This window comes from Nocardioides sp. Bht2, assembly GCF_047308515.1.
GTDB lineage: Bacteria > Actinomycetota > Actinomycetes > Propionibacteriales > Nocardioidaceae > Nocardioides.
The window spans coordinates 1-16,987 of record NZ_JBLBWI010000001.1; the positions used below are offsets into that span (position 1 = coordinate 1).

Consider the following 16,987-nt stretch of genomic DNA (forward strand, 5'->3'; position numbering starts at 1 on the left):
GCAATCGGGAAAGCCGCCCCCATCACCAGGTTGAACAACCTGGCTGGGCATCACAACTAGCGATGCGGAGCTGACCCGCTGCTCAGCGGCGGGTCAGCGACGCCATCGCCGGACGGACGTCCAGCACGTAGACCAGGGCCGCGATCGACGCCGCGAGGTGGATCAGGTTCAGCGGCGAGGCCGTGATCAGGATGATCTGGGCGGCCAGTCCCACCCCGAGGATCGCCACCCAGGCGTTCTTGGTCAGCTTCCCAGCGGCGTGGTACGCCTCGGCGGACCAGAGCAGCGCACTGATGAAGGCGAACGTCTTGACCACGACAGCGATGAGCAGGACCACCATCAACACGGTGGACTGGAAGAGCAGGACCTCGGGCACCTTCCCAGCCTAGTGGGCGGCCGTCACCGCCGGTAGCCGCCGGCGGGGCACCCCGAACGGCAAAAGACCCCCGGACCTCATAGCGGGCGCCTCGGATATTCGGCATTTGGTACCAAAACGAGCTGGATTCCGTTGATCGAGCTTGTCGAGATCAAACTGTCGGAGGGTCCTGATGGACTGTTCTCATGATCGAGATCGACGCCGCACATGTTCCGTATGAGGTCACCGACCTCGATGCGGGACGGCACTCCGGCCGTGGCCGCGTTCGCTGCGGAAGAGTTCGCTACCGCCTCGGGTGTCTCCCGCTACACCGCGCTCTCGCTCTTGGCGGACGCTCTTGATCTGCACCACCGACTCCCGCGCCTGTGGGCACAGGTTGAATTGTTGGAAGTGCCGGGGTGGAAGGCCCGCCGGGTCGCCGAGCTCACCAGGAAGCTGTCGGCGGAGGCTGCCGCGTGGTTCGACACCCAACTCGCCATTGGCGAACGGTACGGCTGGAAGACCATCGAACGGATGCTGGCCATAGCAGTCGCGAAGTTCCACCCCGAGTTGATCCGCGACAAGACCGGTCCACTGTCGAAGGCCGACTGGGACGTCCGGCTCAACCACCGCTACGGCCCGGAAGGCACGGCATCCGGCACCTCGAGACTCGACGTGACCGGCGACTCGCTGGACCTCTCACGGTTCCATGACCTCGTCTGTGAGGAAGCGGAGCGGTTGAAGCGGGCCGGTGACAAGGACACCCTGAACCAACGCAAAGCCAAGCGCTCGGCTCCATCGCCGAAGCCCAGGACAAGCTGGACTACGAGGGCAACGAGGTTCTCGACAAGCTCGACCACCGTCGGCGCGGGCTACGAGTCTTCGTGCACACCACCCTCAACGACCTGTTCAGCACCGACGACCTGACCTTGGCCGACACAGACCGGCTCGGTCCGATCCTCGTCGCCCAGCTCGAAGACTGGCTCAAGCACCACGACCCGCCACCGTGGATGGTGGAGCTGGTCAAGCAACGCGACCCGCACTGCGTCCTCCCCAACTGCACCCGCAGCTCAGCCGACGCCGACCTCGACCACACCGCCACCTCCGGCAGCCACAAGGACACCGGAGGCATCGGCGTGCCCCCAGCAAGGGCAAAGCCCCCGGACCTCATACGTCCGGGGGCCTTGCATCGTGCTCGAAGAGCCAGCAATGGCGATCAGAACAGGCTCAGCTGTTCGACGTCGCCTGCTCTTCAGTCGTTGGCGACAGCCGGGGTCTCGACGACGGCGGCGGCCGGAGCCACGACGGTCTCGGCGACCTTCTTGGCCGGTGCCTTCTTCGCGGGAGCCTTCTTGGCCGGAGCCTTCTTCGCGACCGGAGCCTTCGCGACGGTCTCGGCGGCAGCCTTCTTCGCCGGGGCCTTCTTCGCGGGAGCCTTCTTGGCGGGAGCCTTCTTGGCGACCGGGGCCTTCTTCGCGGCAGCCTTGGCCGGAGCCTTCTTGGCGGGCTTGGCCGGGACGACGACGGTGTACTCACCCTTGCGGATCAGCTCGACGGCCTTCTCACCGCGCTTGACCAGGTCGGTGTAGGTCTCGACGGCCTCGTCGATAGCCTCGGTGACCAGCTTCTGGGCCTTCGCGGGCAGGGACTTGGCCTCAGCCTGAAGCTCGGCGATCCGGCTCTCGAACTTGGCCTGCGCCTCCTTGGCGTCCGCCTGGAGCTCCTTGACCCGGGCCTCGAACTTGGCCTGCGCGTCCTTGGCCTCCTTGGTGGCGACCTTGGTGGCAACCTCGACGCGGTCCTTCGCGAACGACTGCGCGCGGCCGTTGAAGTTCTTCGGCTCCAGGTCGAGCTTCTGCACCTTCTTCGAGACGTCGGCAACGCGGGCCTGGACGTCAGTGAGGTACTGGCGGGCAACCTCGGCAGCGAGGTCGGTGGCGCCGACGGTGGCGTAGAACGGGCGAGCCGCCTCGGTCTTGAGGTCGAACTTGGCCATGGTGATCAACTCCTGTTGTTGCTGGTGGGTGATGCGGCCCCCCGCCGCACCGAGAGGGAGGTTCAGTGCTCGGTGTCGTCCTCGGGAGTCGCCGCGGTGGCGTCCTCCTCCGCCGGTGCCACGCCGTTGAGGGCGAGGAACGAGGCGTAGACGTCGAGCAGTGACTGCTTCTGACGCTCGGTGAGTCCGGGGTCGTTCAAGATCGCCAGCTCGACCGAACCACCGACGCCGTCCTCCGGGGAGAGGATGCCGGCACGGATGTACAACTGCTCGGCGGAGATGCGCAACGCCTTGGCGATCTGTTGCAGCACTTCGGCAGAGGGCTTGCGCAGACCACGTTCGATCTGGCTGAGGTAGGGGTTGGAGACGCCTGCTTGATCAGCGAGCTGCCGCAACGACAACTTCGACTGAACCCGCTGTTCCTTGAGGTAGTCGCCCAGCGACTCCACGGTCTTCCCGACCTTGCCCAATGCCATGCCTCCATAGTGCTTGCAAAAGTTAGCAGATTGCAAGCACGCGGCATGTGACGCCGCTCACCACCGTTCGCGACGGCTCAGAGCACCGCGCGGACCGCCCCCACCACGACGCCACCGCCGGTCAGCAACTTCTCCCCCGTCGCCCGGACCGCCGCGGCATCGACGCCCGCACCAGCAAGCACCCCGCTGCGCTCCAACGCTGCGGCGAGCACCACGGGCCGGGCCCGGATACCGCCGTCCGCGATCTTCAGCGCGAACGCCGAACCGTCGGCGAGCGCCAGCACATGGCACGCCTCCGCACCGGCCTTGGCGATCGCACCCGGGATCGCGCGCAGCACCAGGTACTCGTCGCGCCGGGTGCCGGAGACGTATTCGGGGAAGTCCCGGATCGCGGTGGCCACCGCATGCTCCGCGGTTCCCTCGGCCGCGGTCGCCAGCCTGGAGAACGCGGTAGCGAGACCGACCAGGCTGGTACCGAGCAGCGGTGCGCCGCAGCCGTCGATCGCTTCGTGGCCGACCGGTTGGCCGGTCAACTCGGCGAAGGTGGTCGCGATCGCCTGCTGCAACGGGTGGCCAGGGTCCAGGTAGTCGTCGATCGGCCATCCGTTGACCTGGCAGGTCAACAGCATGGCCGCGTGCTTGCCCGAGCAGTTCATCTGCAGCCGGGTCTGTTCGCCGCCCGCCGCGATCAACTCGCGCTCGAAGTGCGAGTCCAGCGGCCAGTCGGCGGGGTTGTGCAGCGCCGTCTCGTCGAGCCCGGCCAGCGCCAGGATCTCGCGCACCGCGGCGACCTGGAACGGCTCCCCCGAGTGCGAGGCCGAGGCCAGCGCCAGGAGGCGTGGCTCAAGCATCAGGCCGAGCCGGACCATCGCGGCGGCCTGCAGCGGCTTGTTGCAGGAGCGCGGTAGGACGACCGCATCCGGATCTCCCTTGCTCCACTCCACCGAGCCGTCCGCCGCGAGCGCCACCACCGATCCGTGGTGGGTGCCTTCCAGCAGACCCGAACGGACAACCTCGACCAGCACCTCGTGACCCATGTGCCCTGCCTATCACGAGAGCCGGGCTGGCAGGATGTGCCCGTGGCCGACAACCTTTCTCAGCACTGCCCCTCCCCCCGTGAGCTCGACGACCTCGAACTCCTCACCACCGGGGCCTTCGCTCCGCTGACCGGCTTCAACGAGCCCGGCTCGCCGGTCCGGCTCAACCTTCCCGGCGAACTGCGCCACACCGAGGTTGAACTCGTCGACCCGGAAGGGTTGCCGCTCGCCCGCGTCCACGCGGACGGCAGCGTCCAGGCGCTGACGCACGCCCAGTATGGCCCGTTCCGCCGGCTCTATCTGACGCCGTCCGAGGTCCGTGAGCAGTACGCCGGCTCCACCTTCGTTCCGCTCAGCGCAGCGCTCGACGCCGACCAGCTCGACGCGCTCGCCGACCTCGACGGCAAGGTCGTCCTGCTGGCCCTGGTCGGTACCGGCACCCCGGAGGGGCTCAGTGCCGTCGGCCTGATCCGCGCTTCGCTGGCCGCCGCCGACCTGCTGCCGGATGCGGCCGTCGTCGCCGTTCCCCTGGCCTCGCACCGGGACCCCGAGATCGACCACCTGCTCGGTGCCCAGGTCGTCGGCAACTACGCCGCCGACGACGAGGTGTATGCCCTGCCCGCTACCCCGGCCAGCGACGAGGTCGAGTACCCGGTCGCCATCGCCGACATCTTGGACTTCGAGGAGCCGCCCGCCGACGAGCGCGGACTGGTGCTCTTCTTCACCGGACTCTCCGGCAGCGGCAAGTCGACCCTGGCCCGGGCCCTGCAGGACAAGGTGCTGGAGCAGGGGAAGCGGACCGTCACCAGCCTGGACGGCGACGTGGTGCGCCGCAATCTCAGCGCCGGCCTTGGCTTCTCGAAGGCCGACCGGGAGACCAACATCCGCCGGATCGGCTGGGTGGCGGCTGAGATCGCGCGCCACAACGGCGTGGCGATCTGCTCCCCGATCGCGCCCTTCGACGAGACCCGTCAGCAGGTCCGCGAGTTCGTGGAGGACGCCGGCGCGGAGTTCTTCCTGATCCACGTCGCGACCCCGCTCGAGGAGTGCGAACGACGCGACCGCAAGGGCCTCTACGCCAAGGCCCGGACCGGCGAGATCGGCGAGTTCACCGGGATCTCCTCGCCCTACGAGGTGCCGCAGGACGCGGCCGTCGTCGTCGACACCACCGGTCGCACCATCGAGGCCGCACTCGACGACGTACTGGCTGTGCTGCGCGAACGCGGCCTGCTCAACCTCTGAGCGACGTGGAGCTCAGCGGTTGAGGAAGCCGTCCTGTCGGGCGGCCTCGTTGAGCTCCACCTTGGTCCGCACCGGGCGGCCGGCGGCGGCGTACTTGGCCTTGACCCGACCCAGGTACTTCTTCGCGGTGTCCTTGCGGACCCCCAAGGCCTCTGCCACAGCGTCCAGGGTGAGCCCGGAGGCATAGAGCACCAGGGCTCGCTCCTCCTGGTCGCTGAGCGCAGGACGGTCCGGGTCTCCGGCCATCACGCTGGCCAACTCCGGAGTGATCCAGGTGGACCGTCCGAGCACCGCCCAGATCGCGGAGACGATGTCGTCCTCCTTGTCCCGCTTTCCGACCATCCCGCCCACCCCGGCGCGAAGCACGTCGCGGACCAGGGACGGCGACGCCATCGCCGAGAGCACCAGGACCCGCAGACCCGCGTCGACCAACCGGCGCACCACCTCGGGGTCCGCGGCGTCACCACGGTCGACCTGCAGGTCGAGGACCAGCAGATGGGGATGGTTGGCCCGTGGCGACTTGCTCAGCCAGTCCACGAAGGCAGGCAGGCTCTCCCCGCTCCAGACGAGCTTCAACTGCGCTTGGGAGGCGACCAGCTCCTCGGTCCGGCGGCGTTGCAGGAGATGGTCCTCGACGATCGCGACCCGCCACTCGAATCTGCTGGCATCGATCTCGGTCTCCGTCATCGGACCGCCTCCTTCAGCTCGGTAGGTAGGGCGAACTCCACCACGTCCTGGCCGCCGATCGACTGCACCCGTAGCTGGGCACCCATCGGCACCTGCCACCGGCCTGTCTGTTCCGACAGCATCGGGTTCGGGCCGACCATGGTCAGCGTGACCCCGCTGTCGCCACCGTAGAGCGTCATCGTCAGATCGTCACTCGGACGCACCGCATTGACGGCGCGGAGCAGGTTCTCCCCCATCACCCGGACCGTCTCGGCATCGTCCGGCTCCACCTCACCGCTGCGCAGGATCAGGCTGACCCGGCGGACCTTGGCCTCGCCCAAGGCGCGCAGATACCAGTGCGACATCCGGACCAGCTCCGGGTTGAGTTGGATCAGCTGGCGCAGGTAGAGCTCCTCCTCGCCGCAGCGACGTCTGACCTCGGAGTCGTGCGGGTCCAGACGTCCGTCGGCGAGTTCTTCGAGCAGTTCCAGCGCATCGCTCAGGCCGGCGGCCCGCCACCGGCCCCGGGCCTCGGTGGCGGCGTCGCGCTCCAGACCGTCGAGCCGGGCGTCCAGCAGTCGTTGCTGGTCCGCCCTGGTCCGGGCGGCGATGCGGCCGACCACGCGCCCGAAGGAGACGAACCCCAGCACCAACGTGAGCGCGATCAGACCACCGCTACCGACGATCAGGGCCGGTTCCAGGGAGTCGGTGCCGACCACCGCGGTCACCAGGACGGTGCCGATGAAGAGGCCGAATCCCAGATAGCGCACGCCGGCGACTCCCGGCAGCATCGTCAGCAGCACCAAGAGACCGGTCGGGCTGACCACCTGCCACAGCACCACATCCTGTTCCCCGAAGCCCGAGGTCGCGGCGGCGGCCACGAAACCGATCGAGGCGAGCATCCCGAGGGCGACCCCGATCCCGGCCGGTAGCCGTCGGCGGCGGCGGTAGGCCACCCGGGCGATCGCGAGACCGGCGAACGCGACGACGAGGGTCAGATAGGTCCAGGTGGCTCTGCCCGGATGGTTCACCACCTCGAGCCCGACGCCGACGGAGGCAGCGCCAGCCGCCCAGAGCCACGCCGCGTTCCTGCGCATCTGGGCCAGTACCTGGTCCAACTTCTCGGCGTCGTCGTCGACGCGACCCGGACGAAGACCGTCGGTGCTGCTCGCCTCAAGGTCCACCGAGAGCACCGCGGCGGTGCCACTGCCCGGCTCTGAGCGGAGGCTGACCCGGATACCCGCCTCCTGGGCCCGCGCGAACACCGAACTCAGCAGCCCGCGGAGCTCGACGCGGTCCTGGTCGAATCCCCGCCCGGCGTCGAGCACCGCGAGCTGGAGTCGCCCGCCACGGTGTCGCGCGTCGACCACGACCCGGTCCACTCCGGCGTGCTTGGCGACATTGCGGACCAGCTCATTGGTGGCGCTGATGAAGGCTCGCGCCCGATCGGCATCGATCAGGGCCAACAACCCGGCAACCTCGGCGTCGTCGAGCCCGCGGCGTTCGACGAACAGGCCGTGGTGCGCCAACGCCTGGGGCAAGGAGGCCGGCGCCGTCGGCCCGGCGACGCCGTGGTGCAAGGTGATCACCGTGTCCGCGTCGCTGCGGCAGCGGGCCCGGACCAACGCCCCATCGCTGATCGCCGCACCGCCCATTGCGAGGGCGCCGAGCGTGTTGATCACCGTGTCGTGGAGTACCCGCGCGTCCTCGGCGGTCTCCCGGCTGACCCGCCGGCGCCAGGCCAGTGCGGCGGTCTCTTCGGCTCCGGCGGCGGCCTGGGCGTCGATCCGACCGGTGAGGTCGGCCAGGACCATCGCGCCGGCTCGGGTTCCGAGCATCATGAAGAGCGCGGTCGGCGGCACCGCCAATGCATAGGTGCCACCCCAATCGGGGTGCAGCAGGTGGACCCCGACGGCGTAACCGACGCTCCCCACCAGCGGCGCAAGTACCGCGGACCACCGGCGCATCAAGAAGGCCGGCAGCGCGTGGGCGAGGTTGATCATCCAGCAGACCACGAAGGTGACCAATGAGTCGGCGGACGAGGTGAGAGCAATGTCCAACAGGCCGATCCCGTAGACGGCGGCGACGACCAGCGATCCCGGGATCGGACGATGTCGAGCCGTCCAGGCGATCCCCGCGATCAGGAGATGGAACGCCACCAACAACCACGTGCCATCGCCGGGCGACAGCAGCAGCGCGAGGATCACCAAGGCCTGGAAGAGAGCCACCGCGGCGAACAGCGCACCGCGGATCGACTCGCTGAGGCTGCGCGTCGCCCAGCCTGCGGTTGCCGAGTCGCCGTCCAGACCCGTCACGAAGGCACGGAGCAGCACCACGCAACGCACGTGGTAGTCCTTCCTGCTAGCTCAGCCCCCGCTGTGGCGATCTTAACCAGCACCGCTCCCCCACGCCGCGTCACCTCACCTCCCGACGAAGCTGGCCCGTTCCTTGGCGAGGAACGCGCTGACGGCGGCCTGATGGTCGGTGGTCGCTCCACACCGCGCCTGCTCCTCGGCTTCGGCGGCGAGGGTCGCCTCGATGGCGACACCACGAGCCAACAGCCGCTTGCTCGCCGCGTAGGCGGCGGTCGGTCCGGCTGCCAGTCGCTGTGCCAGCGCCGCGCCAGCTGCGATCACCTCGTCCGCAGGCAGGACCGAACCGGCGAGCCCCCAGGAGATCCCGTCCTCGGGAGTGAACGGGTTGCCCAGTAGCACCAACTCGCGGGCCCTGGCGGCACCGACCGCAGCCGGCAGCGTCGCCGAGAGCCCGGAGTCACAGGTCAGCCCGACCTTCGAGAACGCGGTGGCCAGGGTGATCCCCGCTCCCCAGACCTGGAGGTCGCAGGCGAGGGCGAAGCCGAGGCCGGCACCCACACAGGTGCCGTGGACGGCGGCGACCACCGGCTTCTCCATGGTGGCCAACGCCTGGGTGATCGGGTTGTAGTGCAGGGCCACCGTCTCCGAAGCCCGCTCGGGCTCGGCGTCGAGCGTCGCCGCCAGGTCGGCCAGATCCTGGCCGACACAGAACGCCTTGCCGTTGCCGCTCAGCAGGACGGCACGGACCGCTTCATCCGCGGCGACCTCCCTCAACGCGGCGACGAGCGCCTCCTTGAGCTCGGTGTTCAAGGCGTTGCCCGCCTCCGGCCGGTTGAGCCGCAGCTCCGCGACACCTTCGGCGCGCGTCACGATCAGCACGTCGGTCATCTCAGCTCCTCTCGTAGACCACGACGGGGTTGCCGAACGGATCACTCAGCGTGGCGCGCCGTTCGTGCCCGCCTTCGGTGACCGCCACGTCCTCTCCCCCGGGCCACGCGGCCAGGAAGGCGGCCAGATCACCGACCTGGAAGGAGAGCACGATTCGGCCGGGAACCGGCTGTTCGACGGCGGTGGCCAACCCCAGGGTGACCGAGCCGTCGGTGAGCGCGGCGTAGCGATCACCGTCGCGGAACCGTTCCGAGAGCCCCATGGTCTCGGAGTAGAACTCGACGGCGGTCCCGATGTCGTCGACCGGAACGATCAGATGCCCGACCTTCATACCCGGAACCTCGGCATGACCTCGTTGGCGAACCGCTCCAGGATCTTCATCGACTCCTCGATCGGCAGGCCGAGCCACTGGACCCGGAAGACGAAGTGGTTGAAGCCGGCCTCGGCGAAGTCGGTGATCTTGGCGGCGATCTCGTCGGGCGAACCGAAGAAGAGCGCCTTGTGCTTGATCCCCTCCCACTGCGACTCGAAGTAGTCCATGCCGTACTGGACATACTCGTTGTACGACTCGCGGACCGGGCCGCCCGCGATCTGCCACGCCTCCTCGAAGGAGTCGGCCACGCAGAGGTCGCGGTGGATCGGGAAGGTCATCCCCGCCTCGTCGTGCCCGGCCTCACGCAGGTGGCCGCGGTAGTCGGTCAGGTTGCCGACCGCCCAGTTGCGGCGCACGTTGCTCGGCGAGAGCCAGGAGCGGCCCTGCCCCGCGATCCGCTTGATCCCGATCGGCCCGTTGGCACCGACCCACACCTCCGGCCCACCTTCCTGCACCGGCAGCACGCTGCATCGCGCGCCGTCGAGCTGGAAGTGCTGGCCGTCGTGGTGGACCGGCTCGCCCGTCCAGAGCTTCTGCATCACCTCGAGCGACTCGTTCATCCGCGAGACCCGCTTACGGCGGTCGATGCCGAACGCCGAGAACTCGTCCTCCCGGTACCCCGACCCGATGCCGAGCACGAACCGCCCGCCCGACATCTGGTCGATGGTGGCGATCTCCTCGGCCCAGTGCACCGGGTGTCCCAGCGGCAGGATCAGGATCCCGGTCCCGATCTGCATCGTCCCGGTGTGTTCCAGCAGGCGCGAGAGCAGTGGGAGCGGCTGCGGGGTGCTCAGCGAAGCCAGGTAGTGGTGGATGCCGAACAGCGAGTCGAAGCCGAGGTCACGCACGTGCTGGGTGAGCTCGACCAACTCGCCGGTCCGGCGCCCGATGTCCTCGCCGATCGGGTACTGGTGGTCGAGGAGTACTCCGAACTTCACGAGCCCATCAGTCCTGCGCTGCGCTGCGGCTGTTGGAGAGTCGGAAGTAGGGGGCAACCATGTTGTCGCGCGTCGCCAGCGCACCGGAGACACCCTGCGTGCGGCGCTCCTTGAGGAAGTTGAAGTCGCCGTCCTCGAAGGCCACGTTGGTCGCCCAACCGTGACCGATCCAGCCGGTCATCGCGCCCAGGCCCTTACCGCGCGCCTCCATCACGACCTGCATCATCGACTTGCCCATCATCAAGGAGTCGAGGGGCATCACGGCGATCGCCTGGGCGTAGTCGGCGACCCACTGGTCCAGCTCGTCACGCTCGACGACCTTGGTGACCAGGCCCTTGCGCTCGCCCTCCTCGGCGCCGATCGCACGCATCGTGAGCATGACGTCCTTCATCGTCGTCAGGCCCAGCTTCTCGATCCAGTGGTACATGTCCTGCGGCGCCGGGCCGAGGTAGCGGAAGGCCGGGTGGGTGAACTTCGCGTCCGGGGTGGCGATCACGATGTCGGCCGAGAGCGCGATCTGGAAGTGGCCGCCGTAGCAGTAGCCCTGGACCTGGCAGATGGTCGCCTTGAGCGACTCCACGATCGGACGGGTGAAGCTGGTGGTCAGCACGTTCCGGTCGGGCAGGATCCGCTGGCGCTGCGCCGGACGACGGCGCGACGCCTTGTCCGTGCCGGACTTGTAGCCGATGTAGTGGCCGAGCTCGGCGGCGTCCGCGCCGGTGCCGAAGTGCTCGCCGTTGCCCTTGAAGACGATCACCTTCACGGCGTCGTCGGTCTCCGCCTCGCGGACCAGGTCACCGACCCGCTCGAAGGCCGCGACCGGGATGGCGTTCAACATCTCGGGCCGGTCGAAGCAGATCGTGGCGACCGAACGATCAGCGTCGACGTCGTAGGTCACGTACTTCTCGATCAGCGCTTCGTCGGTGATCATGTTCTCGGCGTCCCACTGGTTCTCCAGCAGTTCGGACTCGGTCTTCTTCATGATGATGCCTCTCGCTTCAGGGTCAAAGGAATGGGGTTGAGGTGGCGTTTCAGGCGAAGGCCGGAAACACCTCGGTGGCGAAGAGTCGCAGCGACTCACGCACCATCTCGGGCGGCATCCCGAGCCAGCCGGGACGGAAGATCACGTGGTTGAAGCCTTGGTCGCGCAGCTCGGAGATCCGGGCGATCAGGTCTTCGGGTGAGCCGAGCAGCAGGGTGTTGGCGACCAACTCGTCGAACCGCTCGCGCTGCCACCGCAGCGCCGGGTACTCGGCGTAGGTGGAGTACTCGGCGCGGGCGTACGGCATCGCCATCTCCAGCGCCTGCTCGGTGGTCGGCGCACAGAAGAGCTCCACGCCTACCGGACGCTCGATCCCGTCCACCGGCAGACCGGCCGCGATCCGTGCCTCGTCATAGATGGCCCGGTGCTTGCTCAGGAAGGTCGGGTTCGGGGAATTGCCCGGCGCGTACCAGGCGTCGCCGAGCCGAGCGGCGCGCCGGATCGACTGCTTGCCGCCGGCGCCGACCCAGATCGGCGGCCCGCCAGGGGTGAGCGGGGCGATCCCGCAGCGCGCCCCGTGCAGCGGGTAGAACTCGCCGTCCAGGTCGACCTGCTCACCCGACCAGAGCGCCCGGATCACCTGCAGGCTCTCGTTCATCCGCCGGAACCGGCTCTCCGGATCGATCTCGAAGGCCGCGAGTTCGTTCTCCCGGTAGCCCGCGCCGACGCCGAGCACCACCCGACCGCCGGAGAGGTGGTCCAGGGTCGCGAACTCCTCCGCGATATGCGCCGGGTGGAACATCGGCAGCAGCAGGATCCCGGTACCGATCGTCATCGAGCCGGTCCGCGGGATCAGCGCCCCGAGCATCGAGATCGGTTGCGGCGTCGCCAGGTTCGACTGGAAGTGGTTGATCGTCCAGACCGAGTCGTAGTTCAGCTCGGCAGCCGTCTCGACGGTCCCGAACAGCGCGTCCAGGTGCGGGCCGAGGGGTTCATCGTGCGGGTACTGGTGCGAGGCCATGATGCCGAACTTCATGCGCCCGCCCCACCGGTCAGCTCGGGGACCGCGCCCCGCTTGATCTTGCCGGCCTCGCTCCGTTCCAGTTCGGCGACGAACTCGATCCGACGCGGAGTCTTGAAGTGCGCCAGTCGTTCCCGGGCATAGGCCACGATCAGCTCGCGTGCGTCGTCGTCGGAGACGGCGTCGTCGCTCTCCCGGACCACGATCGCGGTGGGGATCTCGCCGAGCCGGTCGTCGGGCGTACCCACCACCCGGATGTCGTGCACCAGCGGATGGTTACGGAGTTCGTCCTCGATCTCCTCGGGCCAGACCTGGAAGCCGCCGCACTTGATCATGTCGCGCTTGCGGCCGGACAGGAAGAGGACCAGATCGTCGTCCAGGTACCCGATGTCTCCGGTGTGCACCCAGCCGTCCTTGACCAGCTCGGCCGAGGCGTCGGGGTCGTCGACGTAGCCGCGGGTCATCGCGGACCTGACCACGATCTCGCCCGCGGTGCCGATCGGCTGCGCCACTCCGTTGTCGTCGCGGATCTCGATCTCCACGCCCGGGTAGACCTTGCCGGCAGAGCCCGGCTTCCACGCGCCGGCACGCATGTCGCGGCCGGTCCAGCCGGCGATGTGGCCGGACTCGGTGGAGCCGTAGTTGACCAGGATCGGCACCCGGTAGCGCTCTTCGAACGCCTTGCGCACCGGCCAACTCAACGCCTGACCTGCGACCAGGACCGACTTCACGGACTCCAGCGGAAGCTCCTGGTCGGCATGGACGATGTCGAAGAGCATCGTCGGCAGCAGGAAGAGGTTGTCGAAACGGTGGCGCGTCAACAGGGTCTGCAGGCGGTCCAGGGAGAACCGGTCCCACACGACGCAGCCGCGCCCGACGTGCAGGGCGAACAACATCGAGTGCTGCCCGCCGGAGTGGAAGAGCGGCAACGCGATCAGGTTGGGGGCGCTCTGGCTGGCTGCGGCACCGTCTTCGCTGCCGGTGGAGACCCGGGCCAGCCGGGCCAGCGAATCCCGGACGCCGCCGTGGGTCACCGAGACGGCCTTCGGGCGACCCGAGGTGCCCCCGGTGAAGAGGATGCAGGCCTCGTCGTCGGCACCGACCGTGACGGCGGGCAGTGCGGCACCGGAGCGCCATTCGAGCGCCCGGACACCGGCGAGGTCGCCGGTGAAGGTGAGCACCGGCACCATTTCGCGGACGGCGGCGACCACCTCCGGCTTGGCGTCGTCGACCAACAGCAGCACCGGTTCGGTCTTCGTGACCGACTCGGCGAGCTCATGGGCGTTGTAGAGGCTGGAGATCGTGACCGGGATGGCGCCGATCTTCCAGGCTCCGAAGAGCAGGAGGGCGAGCTCGGGGCCGTTCTTCACGTAGGCCGCGATCCGGTCGCCGGCTCCCACACCGGCGGCGCGCAGTGCCACCGCGATGCCGCCGGCGAGCAGGTCGGCCTCGGCGAAGCTCAACGTCCGGCCGTCCTCACCGATCAGACCGTCGGCGGTGGGCTGTGCGGTGGCCTGCTTCTCCAGGATCGTGCCGAGATTGGGGTTCACGACTGACCTCCGTTGGCTGCGAGACGGGGGATGACATCGGCGCCGAAGCGAGTGATCTGGTCCATCGCCTCGGCCTGTCCGGCGCCGACGAACTGGAGCCGGAGCGCGACCTCGGTGAGGCCGAGCTTCTCCTCCCAACGTTGGAGCTTGGCGGCGACCTCCTCGGCGGTTCCGACCAGGCAGTCGTCCTCGATGTAGCGGTCGAGGTCGATCTGCTGTGCGTCGTCCCAGGACTTGTAGCCGGCGTACTGACGCTCGAGGTGAGGGCGGATCCCGGCGACGGCCTGCTCGTGGGTGTCCGCGATGAACGCCTCACGGCTGATCGGGTAGGCCCGATCGAGGGAGTGCCCGTGCTCGACCAGGGTCTCCCGGTAGAGCGCGAGGTTCGCGGCGAGCTCATCCTCGCCGCCCTTCGGGCCGATCAGCCAGGAGCAGTCGAGCCGCGCGGCGCGACGGATCGCGGGTTCGGCGAAGGCGCCGATCCAGATCGGCGGTCCCCCGGCCTGGGCCGGCCGCAGCGCCAACGAGGCGTTGGGCACCGTGCCCCAGCTTCCCGCCAGGTCGAGGCTCTCCCCGGCCCACAGGCTGCGCAGGATCGGCACGTACTCCCGGAGTCGGACCAGCCGGTCGCTCCACTCGACGCCGAAAGCGGCGGTCTCGCGCTTGCGGTATCCGGCCCCCATCCCGACGGTGAGCCGGCCTCGGCTCAGGACGTCGAGAGTGGCGAGCTCTTCGGCCAGCGCGACGGGGTTGAGCAGCGGCGCCACCAGGACGCCGAAGCCGAGGCGCACCGTCTCGGTTGCGCGGGCCAGGTAGCCCGCCAGCGGGATCGGCTGCAGGAACGCCGACTGGGCGAGGTAGTGGTGCCCCAGCAGGACCGACTCGAAGCCGCCGGTCTCGGCCGCGACCGCCTGGGCGAGAACGTCGTCGATGCCCTGGTTGACGTCAGCGTCGGTGTCGAACTGGGCACTCAGGAAGAGGCTGACCTTCACCCGACGACCGCCTTGTCCAGAGCACCGTCGCGCTGCTGGGCCTGGGCCCGGAAGTGCGGGATCACCTCGGTGGCGAACTTCTCCATCGAGCGCAGCGCGGCAGTCCGGTCCAAGGACGGGATCCGCAGCCAGCCGATGTAGTGGTTGATGCCGAGCTGTTCGCGCAGCATCTCGATGGTCTCGATGACCTGCTGCGCCGAGCCGAAGTTCCCGCCGTGGGTCAAGGTCTGCTCCAGGGTGAGCAGGTCGATGTTCTTGGCGACCGCCTCGTAGTAGGCACGCTCCTGCTCGAGCGCCTGCTCGGAGCCGGGGATCACCTTGCCGACCGACTTGTAGTAGTTGAGCGCGGCCTCTGCGGCCTGGGTGAGCCCGGCCTTGTCGTCCCCGCACCAGACCTGCTGCATGAACGGCAGGTCGTAGCCGCTGATGTCATGTCCGTTGCTCTCCATCGCCGAACGGTAGAGGTCGAAGTTCTTCTTCATCATCCCCAGGGGGGTGAAGTTCGGCGAGGTGATGATCGCTTCGCCGATCGCGCCGCGCTCGCTGAAGCTCTCCGGGGAGACGGTGCCCTGCAGGATCCGTGGGCCGCCGGGGGTGAACGGGCGGGGGTAGGTGGTCACGTTGTCGTAGTGGAAGAACTCGCCGTGGAAGCTGAACTCCTCCTGGCTGAGCGCGAGCCGGACGACCTCGAGAGTCTCGGCGTAGCGGCCCTTGGACTCCGCCAGCGGCACCCGCATGCCCTCGAACTCACGCGGGTTGTAGCCACGGCCGACGCCGATGGTGACGCGGCCCTGGGACAGCACGTCGAGTGCGGCGATGTCTTCGGCGAGGCGCATCGGGTCGTGCAACGGGATCACCAGGACGGCGGTACCGATGGTGATCTTCTTGGTCCGCTCCGCGACCGCCATCCCGAAGTTCAACGGACTGCCGAGGATGCCGTACTTGGAGAAGTGATGTTCGGCGAGCCAGACCGAGTCGAACCCGAGCTCGTCCGCCAACTGGATCTCGTCCAGGGTGTCCCGCAGGACGGCGTGGTCCGAGGCGCCATCGGCGACCGGGAACAGATTCATGATTCCGAACTTCACAGAGGTCTCCTTTTATTCCGACCAGACGGTATGTTAGTGGCCCGGGGCAGCCCCGGTAAAGGGTGTGGTGCAGATTCAGCGGTAAGCGGCGATCCGGAGCGCACCCACCCGGCGGCGATGCCAGGCAGCGGAGCCCAGGCCGGCGTCGAGGACCATCGCCCGGCGCAGGAACAGGTGCGGGTCGGCTTCCATCGTGATCCCCATTCCGCCGTGCACCTGGATGCACCGTTCGGCCGCGAAGACCGCAGCCCGCCCGGCGGACGCCTTCGCGGCATGCACCTGCATCTCAGCCTCGGGCTTGCCGTTCTCGACCGCCCAGGCCGCATGGACGGTCAGATCCCAGGCCGCCTTGGCCTGAGCGACCGCCTCGGCCAACTGGAACGCGACACCCTGGAACGAGCCGATCACCCGGCCGAACTGTTGCCGGGTGCGGGCGTACGAGCCGGCCAGCGCGATCGCCCCCTGCGCGACACCACACATCTCGGCGGCTGCGACCAGCGTCGCGCGCTGCAGTCCGCGCCCGAGCGGCAGCGACTCCCCCGCCGGGACGCGCACGTCCGACATCGGCCTCGACGCGTCGAAGGAGGCCCGGGCGCGCACCTCTTGCGGCAACACCAGCCGCACCCCGTTGCCGTCGGCGGCAACCACCGCGTCGGCGGTGGCCACGCAGGGCACGAGGGTCTTGCGCGGGCTGCCGGAGGTCGGCCAGCCGGCGAGACCGGGCTCGTCGACCGCATAGGTCCACCGAGCCGAGCCGTCGAGAGCGGCGGTGAGGTCGGCACCGGAGTCCACCATCAGCTGGACGGCAGTGGCGTGCGCGGCGAATGAGGTCGGCACCAGCGCGCGACCCAGCGTCTCCACGGCGACCATCAGGTCGACCAGGCTGGAACCGACGCCTCCCGCCCGCTCCGGCACGCCCAGCACCGAGAAGTCGGTGAGGAGCACCGCGTCGATCGACGGCGGCTGCCACGGAGCACTCAGGCAGGCACGGGTCTCCCCTGCCGCCGTGGCCGCGATCGCCTCGACCGTCTTGGCGATGTCGGACTGGTCCTGGGTGAACGTTGCTCGCAT

17 protein-coding genes are annotated in these 16,987 nt (G+C 68.8%); 2 read left to right on the forward strand and 15 right to left on the reverse strand.

The window, feature by feature from the left end; all coding sequences use genetic code 11:
* Window positions 1-82: 82 nt before the first annotated feature.
* Complete coding sequence (locus ACLM5J_RS00005; protein ID WP_413653944.1) at window positions 83-376, reverse strand: DUF2516 family protein; 294 nt, start codon at window positions 374-376, stop codon at window positions 83-85.
* Between the two features lie 216 nt (window positions 377-592).
* On the opposite strand from ACLM5J_RS00005, the gene ACLM5J_RS00010 reads away from it, so the two are divergent.
* Window positions 593-1,282 (forward strand): hypothetical protein, encoded by a 690-nt coding sequence (locus tag ACLM5J_RS00010; protein WP_413653945.1) that lies wholly within the window; start codon window positions 593-595, stop codon window positions 1,280-1,282.
* Between the two features lie 325 nt (window positions 1,283-1,607).
* Here ACLM5J_RS00010 and ACLM5J_RS00015 read toward each other — a convergent pair whose 3' ends face one another.
* From ACLM5J_RS00015 to ACLM5J_RS00025, 3 genes are all read right to left on the reverse strand, one after another.
* A complete protein-coding gene (locus ACLM5J_RS00015; protein WP_413653946.1) occupies window positions 1,608-2,351 on the reverse strand; it encodes a hypothetical protein in 744 nt (247 codons plus the stop codon).
* A 62-nt stretch (window positions 2,352-2,413) separates the two neighbouring features.
* Entirely contained in the window at window positions 2,414-2,827 is a 414-nt protein-coding gene (locus ACLM5J_RS00020) for a helix-turn-helix domain-containing protein (RefSeq protein ID WP_413653947.1), read from the reverse strand.
* A 77-nt stretch (window positions 2,828-2,904) separates the two neighbouring features.
* The gene (locus tag ACLM5J_RS00025; protein WP_413653948.1) at window positions 2,905-3,864 is read right to left on the reverse strand and encodes an asparaginase; all 960 of its coding nucleotides are present in this window, start codon (window positions 3,862-3,864) and stop codon (window positions 2,905-2,907) included.
* A gap of 42 nt (window positions 3,865-3,906) precedes the next feature.
* On the opposite strand from ACLM5J_RS00025, the gene cysC reads away from it, so the two are divergent.
* Window positions 3,907-5,106 carry an adenylyl-sulfate kinase gene (gene cysC, locus ACLM5J_RS00030; RefSeq protein WP_413653949.1) on the forward strand — a complete coding sequence of 400 codons (1,200 nt, stop codon included), beginning with the start codon at window positions 3,907-3,909 and terminating at the stop codon, window positions 5,104-5,106.
* Between the two features lie 12 nt (window positions 5,107-5,118).
* Here cysC and ACLM5J_RS00035 read toward each other — a convergent pair whose 3' ends face one another.
* From ACLM5J_RS00035 to ACLM5J_RS00085, 11 genes are all read right to left on the reverse strand, one after another.
* The gene (locus ACLM5J_RS00035; RefSeq protein ID WP_413653950.1) at window positions 5,119-5,793 is read right to left on the reverse strand and encodes a hypothetical protein; all 675 of its coding nucleotides are present in this window, start codon (window positions 5,791-5,793) and stop codon (window positions 5,119-5,121) included.
* On the reverse strand, window positions 5,790-8,117 hold the full coding sequence (locus tag ACLM5J_RS00040) for a sensor histidine kinase (protein WP_413653951.1): 2,328 nt from the start codon (window positions 8,115-8,117) through the stop codon (window positions 5,790-5,792). The genes ACLM5J_RS00035 and ACLM5J_RS00040 overlap by 4 nt, the downstream gene beginning before the upstream one ends.
* A gap of 75 nt (window positions 8,118-8,192) precedes the next feature.
* Window positions 8,193-8,975 (reverse strand): enoyl-CoA hydratase/isomerase family protein, encoded by a 783-nt coding sequence (locus ACLM5J_RS00045; RefSeq protein WP_413653952.1) that lies wholly within the window; start codon window positions 8,973-8,975, stop codon window positions 8,193-8,195.
* Window position 8,976: 1 nt separating this feature from the next.
* Entirely contained in the window at window positions 8,977-9,306 is a 330-nt protein-coding gene (locus tag ACLM5J_RS00050; protein ID WP_413653953.1) for a VOC family protein, read from the reverse strand.
* The gene (locus ACLM5J_RS00055; RefSeq protein WP_413653954.1) at window positions 9,303-10,286 is read right to left on the reverse strand and encodes an LLM class flavin-dependent oxidoreductase; all 984 of its coding nucleotides are present in this window, start codon (window positions 10,284-10,286) and stop codon (window positions 9,303-9,305) included. The genes ACLM5J_RS00050 and ACLM5J_RS00055 overlap by 4 nt, the downstream gene beginning before the upstream one ends.
* A 7-nt stretch (window positions 10,287-10,293) precedes the next feature.
* Window positions 10,294-11,268 carry an enoyl-CoA hydratase/isomerase family protein gene (locus tag ACLM5J_RS00060; RefSeq protein WP_413653955.1) on the reverse strand — a complete coding sequence of 325 codons (975 nt, stop codon included), beginning with the start codon at window positions 11,266-11,268 and terminating at the stop codon, window positions 10,294-10,296.
* A 49-nt stretch (window positions 11,269-11,317) separates the two neighbouring features.
* A complete protein-coding gene (locus tag ACLM5J_RS00065; protein WP_413653956.1) occupies window positions 11,318-12,304 on the reverse strand; it encodes an LLM class flavin-dependent oxidoreductase in 987 nt (328 codons plus the stop codon).
* Entirely contained in the window at window positions 12,301-13,839 is a 1,539-nt protein-coding gene (locus ACLM5J_RS00070) for a class I adenylate-forming enzyme family protein (protein WP_413653957.1), read from the reverse strand. The genes ACLM5J_RS00065 and ACLM5J_RS00070 overlap by 4 nt, the downstream gene beginning before the upstream one ends.
* Complete coding sequence (locus ACLM5J_RS00075) at window positions 13,836-14,831, reverse strand: LLM class flavin-dependent oxidoreductase (protein WP_413653958.1); 996 nt, start codon at window positions 14,829-14,831, stop codon at window positions 13,836-13,838. Before ACLM5J_RS00075 ends, ACLM5J_RS00070 begins: the two co-directional genes overlap by 4 nt.
* Window positions 14,828-15,916, reverse strand: a complete 1,089-nt coding sequence (locus ACLM5J_RS00080; RefSeq protein WP_413653959.1) for an LLM class flavin-dependent oxidoreductase — start codon at window positions 15,914-15,916, stop codon at window positions 14,828-14,830. The genes ACLM5J_RS00075 and ACLM5J_RS00080 overlap by 4 nt, the downstream gene beginning before the upstream one ends.
* Before the next feature lie 75 nt (window positions 15,917-15,991).
* The gene (locus tag ACLM5J_RS00085; protein ID WP_413653960.1) at window positions 15,992-16,987 is read right to left on the reverse strand and encodes an acyl-CoA dehydrogenase family protein; all 996 of its coding nucleotides are present in this window, start codon (window positions 16,985-16,987) and stop codon (window positions 15,992-15,994) included.